The organism is Alcanivorax sp. IL2 (assembly GCF_047495475.1).
Lineage (GTDB): Bacteria > Pseudomonadota > Gammaproteobacteria > Pseudomonadales > Alcanivoracaceae > Alcanivorax.
In genome coordinates this window covers 1580179-1596313 of the sequence record NZ_CP179932.1, presented here as the reverse complement: position 1 = coordinate 1596313, position 16135 = coordinate 1580179, and the positions used below count along the sequence as shown (strand labels likewise).

The window sequence follows — 16135 nt, the reverse complement described above, 5'->3', positions numbered from 1 at the left end:
TACATCCTAGGCACATTGATTACTCAACAGCTCGTTTATGCCGCCAACATGCGCTCAAGTTCTGCATCAATATATTCATCTACTGCATCGGGATCCAAACTGCCCTGCTGATACCAACACCGCAATTCCTTTAAAGCTAGTGTGCCAAACCTAGCCCAAGCGATGATATTACTTCTCAGCATGAACTGAATTATATCCCCTCCCGATTTCAGCGTTGCATCAGTAGCATCCACAAGACATAGAGATCCATGGGCCACCAAAAGCATTCGCCTCAGCTCAGGATTGGAGGCTGAGGGAAGGCAGTTAGACCATGGTTCCTCATGGTAGAACTTTCTTTTTGCCACCCAACCAATTCGGGTAATTAGCTCTGCGATAAGCACCGGTATTGATAAAGCCATCCCATGCCTAAAATCATAACCCTGCTCAAAAACCTGAACGGACACTTTGGCAAAGGTTTGCTTGTGCTGACCAAACTCACCAAAATCCATAAATTGAAGCAATGAGAAAAAGGGGATGGGTATTCCAGATCCTCTCTCTATTGCACCTGAAGACCCCGCCAAATCTGAAAATAAATGTCCAAGCCAATTAACAAAACCAGAAAACACTTTTGCCAAAAAGTTTCCACCTTTAAGCTCAAAGGTGTCAGTGTCGATAGAAATCAACCTCCCCTCATCGACAAAATGTGCAGTGCTGGTGAATTGATCCAAAAGCGAGAAAAACAAGCCCACAAGATCCGGGGAGTGCGCAAGATTTTTGATATGGTGATTCTTGGTGCTCATTTTGAATAGGCCATCGACATCGCCACCGTGCCGATGATCATAATTAACCTTATATTTTCTTTCCAGAAAACCTATAGCACTAGCTACAGAGTCTTTACCTTCTCTTGGCCCCTTCCACCCATTAATTTTTGCAAACCTCTCAACAGATTTATTTGCCATATCGTCAGTAAAAGATGTCAGCCCCCCCTTTCCAGGAACACCAACAAAAAGCACATCAACAATGCCAGCCAGCAAACCTGCCGTTCCTGCGATCATATAATCATATTTATCGCAGGATGGAGACTTATAAGAAAACTCTTCTTTGATTCTTCTCTCTAGCTCCAACTCCTGGGATTGACTCATCAACCCCTTGTATGGGTTAGAAATATCCACCCCATTAACAAGGGCATAAGCCTCCACTTTATCTAAATACAACTCCCACGAATCAGAATCACCTAAATCGATAGCTTCAATCTCAGGAATAGCACTGATAGCAACATCATTTTCCAACTGACAACCAAAGAAAACTTGCTCAGAAATTTCCGAATCGAAATTATTCACAACAATATCAGGCCTAGCCAGCATATTTTCAGCATCAGCAATAAGGTCATCAAGCAGGGATTCATTACCTTCCATATTCGCTGAAAGATTAGCAACCTCTTCTCCGACCACTGAAAAATGCCGCGAGGCTTTCTCAACCTGGTGCTTTTGTGCCTTTAGCGCCTTTGCCTTACCAATATGAGGGTCATGCTTGCTCACCAAACAGCCCCTTTCCAAATTTTTTCATCTTCCCGGCCGCCGACGTTGCGGCTCCTTTTAGAATCTTACCGGCATGAAAATATCCTATTGCCTCAAAGGCTTTTGAAAGGTTTTCCAAATCCTTTCTCTCGATATCGCTCTTAATTACCAGCTTTCGAAACTCCTTCTTCTCACCCTCAACCTCCTTAACAAACATCCTCTCTTCATAAAAACCAAGAATATAATCATACAAATACTTTTTTGACGGCTCGCCAGTCAAAGAACGCAACTTATCAACATCAATAATTTTTGCACAATGTATTTTCTCTATCCCCCCTTGGGCGCTGTTTGATTTTTCTGACAGAACAGCCCCCGCACTAGTCAGCTGTGACATAAGACCGACCAAATGCTTAATCTTTCTGTCTTGCACACCGTGTTGCGCCAGCAATTCATTCAGTTTTCTGGTAATGAAATTTGCATCCTCCACCAGCATTGAAATGGTTTTCTGGGTTTGCTTAACGACTTCCGTTAGCATCATTTCTCTTCGTTTAGACTTCGATATTTCATCTGCGCCTGTGAGTTTTCTGATCCCCGCATATGCTCCAACTCCGATAAGCACTGCCACCCCTATACCAGTAGCCATACTAGAAAGCCCCAGAACACCGCCCAAACCCAGCGTTGCAAGCCCTGACGTCAAGCCTGCCGCCGACATGCCGACCACTGAGCCTGAAAGATACACCGCCGCCAACGGCACACCCACCGCCGCCGCTTTAGCAGACAGGGCTTTCATGGCTGCGGCAAGTTCGTCATCAGTAACATTTTCACTAAGCATCTTTCGATCATTCTCGATCGCCATTGATGCCAACTCCAGCTCTTCATCCGAGACCTTGATTAGCCCCCTAACTTTCTCCAGAAAAGCAAAATCACTAATCCCTTTCCCTCCAGTACAAAAATGAAGATTAAGCAAATCCTTCGCCAACGAAATATGCACAGAATGCACCTGCCCAGATGGCAACCCCTCATCCATTTCTTTAAAAAGACTATCCAAAGGTGAAATATTATCTATTGATGCCATGTAGGATCTAAGCTCGAATCTGCTTTTTTCGGACAGCTCAAGCCTGGTTATCAACAATAAAATCTCTGCGAACTCAACCTCATCGACCATGCCATCATCATCAAAGGCCATGTTGACAATAATCTTGAGGTACGAAACCTTCACATTTTCGCCCATTTCACTCATGGGCACCATTTGCTTTTCTTCTTCGTAAACATCGAAAGTTTCAACAAGATGTGACAACACCGCCTTTAACTTTACATAGTCACAACTAATAAGGTTTCCTATATATAGTGCATCGCCTTTATGGGAAATAGAGATCTGAAACTTTTGTTTGCGCCCCTCCTCCTTCTCGACATTTATCAGATCCACTTTATTAATATCACTGTATTTAATGTGAACAGGATCCGAGAAAGCCGCCTTGTAAACTATCTTCTCCCCGGTAAAGAAAACACCCTCCTTACCGCTTCCCATAAGCGTATTATCGATAATACCTACAACATTATTAGGCTCACCTTCATACTCAAATGCTCTAATAGCATTGTTAAGCTTTTTTTCTTCTATATTCGGAGCCACATAAATCCGTGCCTCAGACAATTCAGGCAGGTTTTCTCTCAAATATGCGTTCACATTCCCCATGGGTTCCTTTCTCCTTTTCAATTCGCTTTGTTTTTTTAAAATCTGCCTTTCACCTTTGGGGCGCCACCCTTAAGCAGAAACCCAAAATAGACTGGGACATTCATTCTTCCCTACACCACCGGATAACTCGCTTCCCCCCAAAGGGTATTCGGGCTATCCATCATGATCTCTATTACCGCCGTTACCAGTTCGCCCATGATATTCACACAGTCGCGGATCTGGTCGCGGTTGACGCTGCTGTTCCAAGTGGCGCCGCCGTGGACCAGCTGGTTGCGCAGGGTGTAGATGCGGCTGAGGACGATGGCCAGCAGGCGCGGGGTGTCCTGCTGGGCCAGGGCGTGGTTGGCGGCTTTTTTCGCGGATTCAAAGCTTTGCCTCCACTGGTCTTCGGTTTTCTGGCCTTTCTGGTGATCCCAGAAGCAGGAAAACACGTAGCGGTTATCCAGCAGTACGCGGATGGCGTTAGGGTAAGCGTTCCACACCAGCTTGTTCAGGCGGTGGTTGCTGTCCAGTGACTGGAGCTTTTCCAGGAAGGCATTAAAGGTGCGCTGTTCGCCAAGACCTTCGCGGTCGTCGATGTCGGTGGCGTAGGCGGCGTTGAAGGCGATCCACAGGAAGATGAAACGGCTGTCCGGGTCGTTTTCCTGTTCGGCACGGTGGAGCCAGCTGAGGGCACGGTGGACACGCAGGCTCAAGTTATCGGGATAGCTGTCCCGCTCTTGGCGTTGCCGAGCTTTGAGTGTGCTGTAGTTTATCCCCATGTTTCTTCCTTTCCCCTGAATGACATCATTTTGATGTCAATTCGGCCATCCTGGCACACTGTGAAGCTTGTTCATTTTTGTTGTGAACACTATCACATTCTGCCGAGGGGTCTAGTGCCTTTTGGTACTTTTTCATGAGCAAGTACGTCCGGTTGCAGGATCGCCTGCAGGCAGGCTCCTACGGGTGCTTCGCGGCTAACCAAGCGAAGCGCAGGAACGTCGAAGACGGCCCCGAAGGGGTGAGCCCAGCGAATAACCGCCGCTCCTACAAGTCAGCATTCAGCCTCAAACTGGCGAGCATCCTGTTCCAGGGGAGCCTGGTGGTAGCCAAACTTCATCACCTGTTCGAGATACACTTCCATGAAGGCGCCGATGGAACCGAGCATTTCGTATTGGTGGATGTGGCGGAATTCATGGCTGTAGAGCCGGGTGGATTCATAGCCTTTGACGATGTAGAGGGCATGGCCAAGGGTGAGCCCCATGACCTGGCCACTTAGCATGCCGACGCTTTTCGCCAAGCTGAAGACTACCGGATCTTCCTGGAAGGGAATGTTGTCCACCAGCATGACGCGGATACGCTCAGGCTCTGCCACACCGACGCTTCTGGCCAGTTCCATGCCCTCTTCATTGAGCTCGGAGCCCTGCTCCTGAATCAGGTCGTGATGTTTCTTTGCCCACAGAACAACCAGGGGGAGATAGGCGTTTAGATCTTTCATACTCTCTCCTCACTGCCGGCCGATGTGGTTCATCAACGTCTGCGCTTCGCGCACCAGGTCTGGTTTAACACTGCCAAAGACCAGCTCGCATGCAGTGAAAGGGTCAGATGTGGTTTTACCGGTACGGTACAGGTCAAGAAATACCCCCGGGCTGACTTTTCCCAGCGGGATGGTTTCGCCAAGTTGCCCAGCCATGCTCAGCTGACAGGTACGGCAGTACACCAATATTCGCCCTGCACTCGCAGCTTCCTGATAGGGGATGGTCACCAGACTCAGGCCTTCGCGATTTCCGCAGCAGGAACAGTTCACCATGTAGCATCATCCTTGTTGGTTAAGGCCGGCAGCGCGTCTTGGATGGCCTTACGATTTCCTTTAACAATGCAGACAGCGTATTTATCCAATATCGTCATGTCGATACTGACTACATGAACATGTCGCCTTTCGGCATGTGTCGCTTTTTCGCTCACGTTTGTATGAGTCAGGAGCTATCTGTGTCCCGCCCATGCTCCCTCAGTAACCACGGGGTCCGGATCATTGGCCAGTGATGGCGCCCAATCCACGCCCCTCCACTTTTCTGCCCTGGGATCAAAGGGGTTTGCGGAGTCCTGCCGTGGCCTCTTTCTGTTGTACATAAAGAAAGTGGTTTTCGTACTCATGAGACGAACGTAAAGCACCGAAGCTTCAGCAGTGTTCATCCGGTACTGCTCGTTAAAGATCAACGTTTCTCCATCCACGGGAGCACCCTCCCAGAATATCCACCAGTCGTACTTGTAGTGTGCAGGCACCGGGTGAATATTGTTGCCGTACATCCACCAGCACAACGCCACATTGCTCATCTGCTCATACCGCTCAATGTCAGAAAACCTGACGACCCAGCGCGGCAAACCCTCGCGACCTAACATGCCCCATCCCCATTACCCTCCCCTCCTTGCGCGGGACAGACCGGACCACTTCGGCCCGGAACGGCCTTGACGCCATTAACCAGCTTATAAGGGCAAGTTGATTCAGTGGCATTGCCGGACAAACAGGATCGACAGGTTGTCCGGCACCCCCACCTCAATCACCGCTTGCCGCCACCGGTCGACCTGATCCGCTGCTGACAGGCCTGCTTGATGCAACTCGCGGATCTTCCCATCGCCGATGGCATCATGCAGGCCATCGCTGCAGAGCAGCAGGCCGGCGCCTTTATCGAATTCTGCCTCCTGAAAATGCAGCGCAAAGCTGTACTCTTCGGCATCGGCCGTCAGACAATGCGCCAGCCCCTGATACATCTGGGCGTATTCGACGCCTTCTTCGGGAATGACTTCTCCGCTGGCAATCAGCGCATTGAGGATGGTGTGATCCTCGCTTAGCTGACGGCATTCACCCTCAGGGCTGAAGAGATAGGCGCGGCTATCGCCCACGTTGACGATCTCGCAGCGGTTCTCCGTGACTCTGGCGGCCACCAGGGTTGTTGACGAGCCATGGGTGTCACCGCCAGCATATTTGTCTGCCAACTGATCCTGTATTTTGCGAACCTGCTTACCGGTCAGGCGTTCGTGGCTTCCAAAGCGTGACAAGGCCTCAACGACAAACCGGCTGGCCCGTGCGGGCCGGGTACTGGCCGCCACGCCGTCGGCCACGGCCAGTAACACGGGCGCTTCGCCAGTGTGACTGCGAACCTGGACATTACGGGTTTGCAGGATGGACTGCCCGGTCCAGATGGCGTCTTGCTGCTGACGTGAGGCGCCGCCGCTGTGCTGGGTGTAGGCGATATCTAACATGGGCTCTCCATCACAGTGGAATCATGGGAATGCATGGCGACAACGTCACTGAACTTAATGCAGCGACGCCATGAACCCAATGGGTTGCGAAGGCTGTTTTTTATAGCGCAGACAGTCGCGCAGCATATCGACCAGGCAACCCACATCCGGCGGCTCCCTGAGCACCCGGATGCGACGATAGATGGCTGCGAAGTCACCCGGTGTGAGCAGGTCCATGCCTTCCAGCATTTCCCGCTGAGCCTTTTGGCTTGGCAGTTTGATGCCGTAGGCATTCGCCAAATCCTTGAGCAACAGCAGAACGCCGTCCGCATCCAGGCAATCAAAGCGCACGACAAAGTCGAAGCGGCGCATGGCGGCCTCATCCACCCGCTCCAGCAGGTTGCTAGTGGCGACGAAGATGCCATTGAATTGCTCCAGGGACGCCAGGAACTGGTTGACCTGAGAAACTTCCCAGCTACGCTGCGCGTTATGGCGGCTGCCGATGAAGCTGTCAGCCTCATCGATTAACAATACAGCGCCTTCCCGCTCGGCCTGCTCGAAGGCATGGGCGATTTTCTTTTCCGTTTGCCCCACATACATGCCCAGCAGATCTGATGCCTGGCGAACCATCAGCGGGCGCTGGATACGCTCGGCCAGCTCCCGACCCCAGGCTGTCTTGCCGGTACCCGGTGCTCCATGCAGACAAAACCGAACCGGCACCTCCGGGTTGATCTGATCGATGAGACTGGCCACGTCTTCACTTGCGCGCAGGCACTCCCCTCGCCAGGGCAGCCCCTTGTGCTTTTCCACTTTTAAACGCTCTGGTACCCCCATGGCCTCGAAACGGGCATTGAGGTTATGGGTGACCAGGCTTTCTGTATCCCACTTGCCGTCGGCAGCCAGACGGGAGAAGCACATGCTGCTATGCAGCACTGCGGGGGACAGAGATTCCAGCTTGATTACTTGTTCCAGGAAAACTTCAGAGACATGCTCACCGGCCATTGCCTCACGGACCAACCGTTCGCGCTGGGACGGCCCCGGGTTATCCATGTGCAGTACATGGGTGAAGCGGCGCAGGAAGGCCGGGTCCATATCCACCCGGTTGGAAATCCAGATGGTGGGTCGAGGATTGTTCTCCAGCACACGTGTCATGCTGGATTTTTCTGTTTGGCGCCGGGATGGCATAAAGATACTGAACTGACTGTCGCAGAGACAATCCTCGGCTTCATCAAACACCACCAAGGTGCGGCGGTCGTGTGCGATGGCTCTCTGGCAGCCGTTATAGCGCCCCATGCGTCCTTTCACGGAGAGTGCGTCACCGTCACGATCTTCTTCCGGCACAAACGCCATACTCATCTGCAGCGATTCACCAATCACTTTCGCCAGCTCGCTTTTCCCGGTTCCCGGTGGGCCATAGAAAAGCACATTGATGCCCTTTACTCCCTCCTGTACGGAGCGGGTCAGAAGGCGGGAGAGTATCGAGACTTCATCTTTCAACTCCGCATAGTCCTGCAGACCAAGATTGGCCTTGTCCGCTTCCCGATAAAACAAACTAATCAGGTGCGCGTCGGACGCATCCGGAACGTGCAGACTTTCGTGAAGTTCGTCCTCGATTTCGATCATGCAAGAAAGGTCCTTGCCGCGAAATCCTGACGCCATATTGACTCTAATTAACTGGGTGGTCCTTAGCACACCACTCGGTTTCAATGCGGCCTGGACATCCTTCTCCGGGATGTCAACGATACGCGCCAGGAGACTGGTTAACTGCCGCAAGGAGCCGCCTTTCACCAGGCAGCAAGCATTGTTCAGCAGTTCACTCGAATCCTTGTAACAAGCAAACACCAGTAGCCGACGCTCCGCTTCCGTCAACGACAGTCGCTGCCCCAGCTTGACCACGTTCTGATAGAGGTCCTCATCCGCCAGTAGTGCTTCCAGCGGCTGCTCACCAATTACCCTTTCCAGAGCCTGAGGCGGACGACGCAAACGGGCCTCACGGGAGGGAAGAAAGCCGAGCAGCTCAAGAATCTCATCGTTCTCAAATCGCTTCTCATGCCGACACCGGCCAACACTCCATGCCGAGGAATACAAGAGGATCCGGGCAACCCAGTGACGAATCAGCGAGGCGCTTTCCATGGCCCCAGCCTGCGTTGCGGAACCATTATCCATTTTGACATCCATCCCCTTCCTCCTGACTCTGACAATTTCACTCTCTCTATAATAACCGCCAGTCACGTCAGTTTTTGTCGCAGCCTAAACAATAATGGAAGAAAGCATATGGACCGGGACAGTCATGAAAAAGGAAAAAGCGATACAGGCCCTTCAACGGAGCACGAGCCTGACAGACAGTATCTGTAACAACGCCATCATGGCTGCTTGCGCACTGGAGCAGCGTTATTCCGGCCATGCGCCGCCGTGGCAAACAGACTATCCGCCCTTTGAGTTCTGCATGGATATGGATGCCCTGAGAGAGACCGTACTCACCCATAGCGGACGGTTTATTGACGTTGCAGGCTGGTTAACTACTCATGACTTCAGGCCTCTGGATGAGATTGCTGCTATCAGGCATGAGGAGAAAGATATGCCAGAGCACAAGCAAAGCAGTCCGCTTTACCTCCTTGCCATTGAAATGCGAAATCCCTAGGTGGTTGTTGCCGAGGCTCAGCTGGATATTGAAGAAAACCAAGGAGAAGACATGCGGTCTTTCCTCGGGTATCTACTCTATCAATGACCTTCCATCTTCCCGTTTCAGGATCAGCTATTGGATAGCACTCTTTTATCTATCAAGGCTCTGCAAAACAACCTTGACCATCACGCCAGTGGGTGACCCGAAGAAATCGATGAGATAGAAAAACTTCCGGAGCCAACACCCTGGAGAAACAGCTGCTAGCCATCAAGCAGTACCCTTTTAGCCTATAAGGAAATTCGCTACGGGTAATGACTCGCTGCTCTTTTTAGCTCCTGAGAGATATCCTTTCTGATTTTGGCGGGTTTCAGCACTTCTACATTGGCACCCAACCCTAGGATCCACCACTTCAGCTCTTCAGTATTCTGTACCTGCACACGCAGCTCCGTTACACTAGGCTCGATTTTCTTCAAAATCTGGGTTTCATTGACCGGGGTTTCGTACAGGTGATCGGCAGCCCGTCCATAGAGTCGCATCACCAGATTGATGCTATCACCATAGGGAAGATTCATATTCCCTTCCTGTAGGTAGGCATCCAGATCGAATGTCGAGGCACCTTCAACCTCATTATCGAGAACATGTACTTTGCGTAACCGGTGCAGCGCAAGGTGACGGTAATCCTTGTAGTTCCAGAAGCGCACCACCAGGTAGCGCACGGCGCCTCGGTCCACCAGGGCATAGGGATGCACCAAATGAGGCTCATCCTTATCCTTGTACCAGATATTCATCTGCCGATTACGGTACAGGGCGTCATAGACCTGATCCGCAATGCCTGCTGACACTCGGGCCGGCTCCAAATGAAAACCTCGGGGGACATACGCCACCTTGTCCGACCAGTAGCGCTTTCCCATGGGGCGATGGCGCTCAAACCATTTCCTTGCCTCGTTGAATACTGGCTCCAGCTTGTCCAGCACGTCCTTGGCCATAAGTGGCGTCAGGTAGCGCGCCACCAAATCCCAAGTCGCTGCCATCTGTGCGTCCATGCCCGGAATGGACAGGTTTTGTTTCTGAGCAACTGACCAACCATAAGGCATTGCTTTGTCATCACACTGAACCAGCGCCCCAAAAGCCTGGGATTCAGACAACTCCTTGAGATAGCGCTCAATGGAGCGACGTGTAATGTCATGCCCTTCACTGGTTAACCGCTGGTGGATCTCATTGCTGGTGATCTTATGCGGCGACCTTGGCAAGGCCTGCAGCAAGGCAATCACACGGTAGGTCTTATTACTAATGCTGGCGTTTCCTGCCATGTCCAACTCCATGCTGTTGTCATTCTAATTTTTCAGATTATTACGACAGAAACTGACGCCCCTATCAAGATAATTGAAACACCGGACAGGAACCCGGACATCAAATCGATAAGCAGGAGTTTTCACCATGGGGAACAAGTTTTTTCGGATTGTGGGGGTTGCCAGCTACATCCTCGCAGCACTGGCACTGGCCGTGGCTGTTTTCGCCACTATTGCCAGCGGTAGCGCGTGGCTGACGGGTGTAGACGAAGATATACAGCAGCCAGAGATCGGCATGGAGGGCTATCGAGAACACGTTAATCCCGTGGCTAAAAGTGACGAATCAGTGGGTCTCGGTGAGATCGACATAAAGAACCGGGAGGAGGAGAGCAGCGCCATTCAGGAACGCATCAATAACCTGGCCGTGCTGATCAATAAATATGCACGCCTGACCAGACAGAGAAGCGCGAACAAGGAAGGTCTAGATAACTGGCTGCGTTCCCAGGCGGGCAACCTGTCCCATCAAGATTATCTGCGCTTTCTGGATAGTCTGGTCGAAAGCTTTGAGGTTGACCTAGTCAATCCCGCTGAGGATGAAGACTCTTCATTGCTCGTTACTAACATCCCCGGGCTGGAGAACGCCGACACCACCCACATTAACTGGGATAAATACCTGGAATGGTTTACCTGGGAGTACATTACTCGCTACCAAAGCGAACTGGCGCGCATTGAGCAAGAAAAGCTGGGGCAAGCTCAGGCCAAGGCAGGCTCCATTGCCACCTTGATCATTGCCGGAAGCGCCTTCGCCATATTTGTGTTTGCGACGGTGATACTGCTTCTTGTTCGGATTGAGAGTAACACTCGGGATTAGAAGGGCAAATCCCGTCCAAATCGGATGGGATTCCAATGAACAATCGATAGCCGCTAAAGGGATAGCCGAGGGCCGCAACATTTTTATAGGGCATCTTCTCTTCCAAAAGAAAAACAATCGCCTTGCCTTGGTAAGAAAAATCACGCATGAAGAACCATGCTTAATGAATACAGCGATTAAAAAAACGCCCCACTGATTTACGAAATTATAAAACCTCGACAACCAACATAACTCCCTTCAATATAATAAACAAAACCACTAAGAATCAGCATTACGGGAAAATCTAATAAATGGCTAAGTGTAAATATTGTGGATTAAATACAACAGCAGGTGGCTCTTGCTCTAAAAGCCCTAGTAAATATCACGTTGTTGAAGTTCCCGGAAGCTGCATATACTGCGGGAATAGAGTGGGCGCTGGTGGATCGTGCTCTAAAAGCCCGCATCGCTATCATGAAGTTGATGTCGGCCCGAAGAAGTGCATATATTGTGGCGGTTCAGTCAGCGCAGGAGGCGCTTGCCTTAAAAGCCCATCAAAACACCATGTACTTGGACGTTAAAGTAAAGATCTCTAGTACCGTAGATACGAACCGTATCCCATTTTAATAGTGCATACTCGTCTGCCGCCGCAACTGGCGGCTAGAAATCGCAAAACCGCCGTTTATACATGGCGATAACAAATATCGGGAGTGTCAGGGGGGCACTCTTCAACTTGAAGCTGCGTTAAATATAAGCAACGCCATTACACTCCAAGTCATCATCCACACCATCCACCACCCACACTTCCAGCATCTCAGAGAGAAAACCTGCGACAGCATCTTGCATGTTAGACTTTATCGGATTGCCCAAGGATTCTTTGATCTCAAAATGGAGAAAATACCCACAACTGCTAAATCGCGTCAGCAAAGTACCATTTTCACCTGCCCATACTTCCGCTTCCGCGAGTGAATTTTCTTCAGCCGCTCTCGTTCCAACGCCAGGCATCACCCAAGGAGAAAGCTCCTGATCGACATCAAAAGGGTCGATGGGAAAAAGCTTAAAATTTCTGGTAGTCATTTCCACCACTCTAATTTAAACGAATACATCACAACCTTTACTCAACCTCTCCACTTTCAGGTCGAGGCCTCTCTCACTTGAGAATAGCAATATCAATTACTCAACGTTATTCCTCATCGCCTACCATCAACCCCTCTTATCCCACCACTTCCGAGACCCGAGGCGGATCAATGGCAAAGCCATCACCTTCCCAAGTGGCTTCCGATTCTGTCAGCCGGTAACTGTCACCCTGGTTCCAGGTTCTGGCAACGATTTCCTCGATAACATCGGCAATATAAACGCGCGCCCCTATGCTCAAGGCAGGCGGGATCAAGTAGGCAGCCAGCGGCGAGGGATGTCGGTCTCTGTCGTGCCAAATCGTTACCACCACACTCTCGTCTGATTCACTACCTGCAATGCCTGTCGATAGTCTGAAATCCGTATAACTCTGAACATACTTCTGCTCCGTTGAGCAGATTATACCGAACTTGGATTTCACCTTGCCTTGAGGTTCAGTGGAAACAAATAGTGGGCGATAGCCCCTTCTGACGCCATCTTCCAGGGCCGCCAAGGACCGAGCTGTCTGTACGATGGGCAGCCCCCGACGGCTGACACCCTCATAGCCGCAGGCCCGGCTATCTTCTTCAGCTTCCGCGTTGACGACTGTCAGCTCGGGGTGATTCAGACGCAGATGTATACAGGCTTGCTTATCCACTTCACAGACGGCCTGTATCTGCGCTTCGGTGTAGCTATTCACGTCAATAACGCATTTCTGGCATGAACCGCAGTATTTTTTTCTTGCGGGCACAGGCTCCGGTGGCTGCAAGCCCCTCTCTTCGAGCTGGGCCCAGGAATACCATTCTCCTCCCAACTCCAGACCTGGCGGGTTTTGCCCGATGCTCTGCGCCCAGTCCTCGGCCCAGGGCATCAGCTGGTCCCACTTTTTGGATAGCGGGCACGATATCTCTTTGATGAGTTCGCCAGCATCGGTTTCCAGGCGTTGCGTTTTAGGGTCATATCGCATCATTCGTTCCTTCGCGCCTTATCGTCTTGAACCCGTGTTAGCGGGACACCCAGATGTAGTTATCTTTTGTCAGGGGGCGCTCATCCCAGCGGTAAGCCACCAACTTGCCCTGTCGGGCGCTAACCACGCTGTAATCCAAGCAGGCAATGTTGTCTGCCAGTGGCTCAGGCGTACCAGTGAGCCAGTAGTGCCCAACGAATACCGGCTTGTGGTTGTCATAACCGGGCAGAATGTCGGCGGGCACTGGCTGATGCGGAATTCTCTCAATGACATCTGGCGGCACGATAGCCAGATCGCGATAGGTATAGGACCCTTGCACCCACCACTGGGTGCGGATATTGGTGCGAGGGTTGTTGTCTTTGTCGTGAAACCGCATGCCATCCGGCAAGGGTATCTCCAGTCCTTTTAGCACGGTCTCGACAGCCTCGTAGACCGGATGCCCTTTCTCGCAGGCCTGTCGCCAGGCCTCAGGCTTAAGTCGTTGCTGCTCATCCAATGCCGGCTGAAGGGCTTCCAGCTGGTCTGGATGCCAGCAGGCGTGGACCGCCCTAAACCCGGGAAGCTCGATATACAACGGCAGAGTCTTGAACCAGGCGATGATGTCCGCATGGAGCGGGGAGCCTTCCCCTACCTGAGAGAGAAATTCCTGGTGCTGTTTGCGGTTTTTATCGCTATGGGGACGGAGATACTCTCCTGGCTTGGCAGGGTCCGCAGAGGCATAGGCAGCGGCATTGAATTCATGATTCCCCATGATGGCCAGCGCCTGGCCTGCTTCCACCATGGAGCGGGCTATCTGTACGACCTCAATCTGCTCCGGCCCACGATCTACAAAGTCACCCAAAAACAGGACTTTACGCTCTTGATGGCGCCATACGCCCTGCAACTCCCGATAACCCAGCTTGGTGAGAAGGTGTCGCAAGGGTTCGGCGTACCCGTGTATATCCCCAATAATGTCGTACATATCACCTCTTATTTTTTCCATTATCACTGGCTGACCACTGCCTAGTGCCACCGCTTCTGCTAGGAACAGGCCCTTCGCACTCCCCAATAATTTCTCCAGTAACTCCCAGTAAATAGGCCCAGTCTCTCGAATGGAAGAACCAGTATTGCTGCACCCGCCCCCATACCGGCAAATCTCCACCTGTACTTTCCATGTGCTCGCGGATGCGCTGGCCCGCCCGAGCGATCTGCTCATGCAACGGCAAACGCCAGAATGTGGGCTCGAAATCAAGATACCGGAACTGCTCAAGGGCGGCTAACGCGAACAACGGCTGGTTTTTACGGGTAAAGCCGGTATCAACCCAAAGATAGGGTTTGAATGCTGCTACCTGGCATTCATGCTCTCTGAGAATGGCAGCAATCTCTACATCGACAAGCGCTTCGTCCACTCCCAGTGCAGAACATAACGCGCGCAAGAATTCCTCATCGCTATAGCGTAAATCGTAGGCACCATCATTCAGCCCCAGGTGTCTGTCAGCCAACACCTTGTCTAACCGCGCCAGGTTGCGCTCTGTCGGCTGGGGATAGCCCATACTCTTCAATATGTCGACACGATTGCATTCCGACATACGAAGGGAGAGCGATCTTCGCAACTTTCCTATCATGCCAATGCCTCCCGTAAGGCACGCTCCGCAAGCTCCAGGCTCATGGATGCGGCTAACTCTTCACCAAAATACTCGGCAAATACTTGCCTGATCGCTGAATGCAGGGCGATCCCCTCTCCTAAAAGCTTATCGAGCGCACCGGCAATACCATCATATTCATCAAAGCAATCATTTTCCTTGCAGCAGGTGTGCATGGGATCCGTTTTATACAAGGCCTGTGATAGACGCTTCCAGCGCTCAATCGTCTCCATTTAGTCTCCTTTTCCCGGACAGGCTTCAGTGGACAGCAGCTCAGCACCCGTCCTTCCTTGATCATCTGGCCAGAGACGCTGGGCTGACTATTGGCAAGCATGGGACTTGTAACTGCCCCCAGGCACCGCCATTGCGGCGGAGCGAAAACCAAGGCTATGGCGCTCAAGGAGTTTCGTGGTGCGACTCGCGGGATTTCATTTTTTGTTCCCGCGCCCTTATGACCCTGGCCTGCCGCAGTATCTGGTTGGCGCTCAAGCTATCGAGCCCGGTACGCACTTGTTCTGCCGCTGCGGCCAGTTCCTCTGGGCTGGTAGCCGCCACATATTCCTGGCCAATTTGACTGAACGCCACCAGCATCAGGGCCTCGTTGAATTGGCTGTGCAGATCCTCCGGCAGAGACGCTCTTACTTGGTCGATCGTTTGCACAAGGCTCTCTTCGCTCGTACCGTCAATCCTTGGCCCGGCACAGCCAGCGAGCCATAGTGTCGCCATCATGAACAGCAGCCTGACGCATCCTTTCATCCTTTTCCCTTTCTATGCTCTTGGGTAACGCTTCCTTGCCACACCGCATCATTATTGCCGCTGCGGATCCACCAACACATTGCCTTCAACTTCGTACCAATCCCGACCATAGACGAAGGGGATATAGAACCACTTGCGGGTGATGACACCATCCACCAACGCCACACCGCCGGGCTGACTCTCAATGGCGTTGTCCATGGCATTCTTTGCGTCGGGATACAGGCCAGTGGGGATCAAGCTGATAATGTGGATGCTGTCCTCCCCCTTCGCCCTCGTACTTACGCGCTCATAATCCCCCATCCGTGACAGCTCAACATTCTTCGAAGAAATCACGGTAAAATCTGTCAACCGTGTTGCGCAGCCAGTCAGCATTAGTAGCGCCACGACGGGCACAAAAGCGCTAGGTATTGTCTTCATCCTGTCATTCCCCCATCACCCAGTGTTGAAATAAAAAACAGCATCCTTGCTGTAAAGGCCCATCCCTACTGGTTTACAGATGCCACAAAACAG

At 51.7% G+C, this 16135-nt stretch carries 18 protein-coding genes; 2 read left to right on the top strand and 16 right to left on the bottom strand.

Features of this window, described 5'->3' with window-relative positions:
* Positions 1-35: 35 nt before the first annotated feature.
* The 8 genes from ACMG4N_RS07545 to ACMG4N_RS07510 form a co-directional block, all read right to left on the bottom strand.
* A complete protein-coding gene (locus ACMG4N_RS07545) occupies positions 36-1517 on the bottom strand; it encodes a hypothetical protein (RefSeq protein ID WP_300348631.1) in 1482 nt (493 codons plus the stop codon).
* On the bottom strand, positions 1504-3189 hold the full coding sequence (locus ACMG4N_RS07540) for a hypothetical protein (protein ID WP_414433213.1): 1686 nt from the start codon (positions 3187-3189) through the stop codon (positions 1504-1506). Before ACMG4N_RS07540 ends, ACMG4N_RS07545 begins: the two co-directional genes overlap by 14 nt.
* A gap of 110 nt (positions 3190-3299) precedes the next feature.
* On the bottom strand, positions 3300-3950 hold the full coding sequence (locus ACMG4N_RS07535) for a hypothetical protein (RefSeq protein ID WP_414433212.1): 651 nt from the start codon (positions 3948-3950) through the stop codon (positions 3300-3302).
* A gap of 272 nt (positions 3951-4222) precedes the next feature.
* A complete protein-coding gene (locus ACMG4N_RS07530; RefSeq protein WP_414433211.1) occupies positions 4223-4666 on the bottom strand; it encodes a hypothetical protein in 444 nt (147 codons plus the stop codon).
* A 9-nt stretch (positions 4667-4675) separates the two neighbouring features.
* Positions 4676-4978, bottom strand: a complete 303-nt coding sequence (locus tag ACMG4N_RS07525; RefSeq protein ID WP_414433210.1) for a hypothetical protein — start codon at positions 4976-4978, stop codon at positions 4676-4678.
* Positions 4979-5151: 173 nt separating this feature from the next.
* A complete protein-coding gene (locus ACMG4N_RS07520) occupies positions 5152-5568 on the bottom strand; it encodes a hypothetical protein (protein ID WP_414433209.1) in 417 nt (138 codons plus the stop codon).
* Between the two features lie 102 nt (positions 5569-5670).
* Positions 5671-6429, bottom strand: coding sequence for a PP2C family protein-serine/threonine phosphatase (locus ACMG4N_RS07515; RefSeq protein WP_414433208.1), 759 nt, complete (start codon positions 6427-6429; stop codon positions 5671-5673).
* A 54-nt stretch (positions 6430-6483) separates the two neighbouring features.
* Positions 6484-8586, bottom strand: a complete 2103-nt coding sequence (locus ACMG4N_RS07510; RefSeq protein WP_414433207.1) for an AAA family ATPase — start codon at positions 8584-8586, stop codon at positions 6484-6486.
* 112 nt (positions 8587-8698) lie between these two features.
* On the opposite strand from ACMG4N_RS07510, the gene ACMG4N_RS07505 reads away from it, so the two are divergent.
* Positions 8699-9049: a hypothetical protein gene (locus tag ACMG4N_RS07505; protein WP_414433206.1), complete on the top strand. Its 351-nt coding sequence runs from the start codon at positions 8699-8701 to the stop codon at positions 9047-9049.
* 284 nt (positions 9050-9333) lie between these two features.
* Here ACMG4N_RS07505 and ACMG4N_RS07500 read toward each other — a convergent pair whose 3' ends face one another.
* On the bottom strand, positions 9334-10341 hold the full coding sequence (locus ACMG4N_RS07500; protein ID WP_414433205.1) for a helix-turn-helix transcriptional regulator: 1008 nt from the start codon (positions 10339-10341) through the stop codon (positions 9334-9336).
* A gap of 127 nt (positions 10342-10468) precedes the next feature.
* On the opposite strand from ACMG4N_RS07500, the gene ACMG4N_RS07495 reads away from it, so the two are divergent.
* Positions 10469-11191, top strand: coding sequence for a hypothetical protein (locus ACMG4N_RS07495; RefSeq protein ID WP_414433204.1), 723 nt, complete (start codon positions 10469-10471; stop codon positions 11189-11191).
* Positions 11192-11911: 720 nt separating this feature from the next.
* Here the strand turns inward: ACMG4N_RS07495 and ACMG4N_RS07490 are convergent.
* From ACMG4N_RS07490 to ACMG4N_RS07460, 7 genes are all read right to left on the bottom strand, one after another.
* Positions 11912-12244, bottom strand: a complete 333-nt coding sequence (locus ACMG4N_RS07490) for a hypothetical protein (protein WP_414433203.1) — start codon at positions 12242-12244, stop codon at positions 11912-11914.
* A gap of 136 nt (positions 12245-12380) precedes the next feature.
* Positions 12381-13250, bottom strand: a complete 870-nt coding sequence (locus ACMG4N_RS07485; RefSeq protein WP_414433202.1) for a hypothetical protein — start codon at positions 13248-13250, stop codon at positions 12381-12383.
* Positions 13251-13284: 34 nt separating this feature from the next.
* Positions 13285-14208: a metallophosphoesterase gene (locus tag ACMG4N_RS07480; RefSeq protein WP_414433201.1), complete on the bottom strand. Its 924-nt coding sequence runs from the start codon at positions 14206-14208 to the stop codon at positions 13285-13287.
* Between the two features lies 1 nt (position 14209).
* Positions 14210-14851 (bottom strand): hypothetical protein, encoded by a 642-nt coding sequence (locus ACMG4N_RS07475; protein ID WP_414433200.1) that lies wholly within the window; start codon positions 14849-14851, stop codon positions 14210-14212.
* Complete coding sequence (locus ACMG4N_RS07470; protein WP_300348666.1) at positions 14848-15102, bottom strand: hypothetical protein; 255 nt, start codon at positions 15100-15102, stop codon at positions 14848-14850. The genes ACMG4N_RS07475 and ACMG4N_RS07470 overlap by 4 nt, the downstream gene beginning before the upstream one ends.
* Before the next feature lie 163 nt (positions 15103-15265).
* Positions 15266-15625, bottom strand: coding sequence for a DUF6694 family lipoprotein (locus tag ACMG4N_RS07465; RefSeq protein ID WP_363322832.1), 360 nt, complete (start codon positions 15623-15625; stop codon positions 15266-15268).
* Between the two features lie 51 nt (positions 15626-15676).
* Complete coding sequence (locus ACMG4N_RS07460) at positions 15677-16042, bottom strand: hypothetical protein (protein ID WP_300348670.1); 366 nt, start codon at positions 16040-16042, stop codon at positions 15677-15679.
* Between the last annotated feature and the right edge of the window lie 93 nt (positions 16043-16135).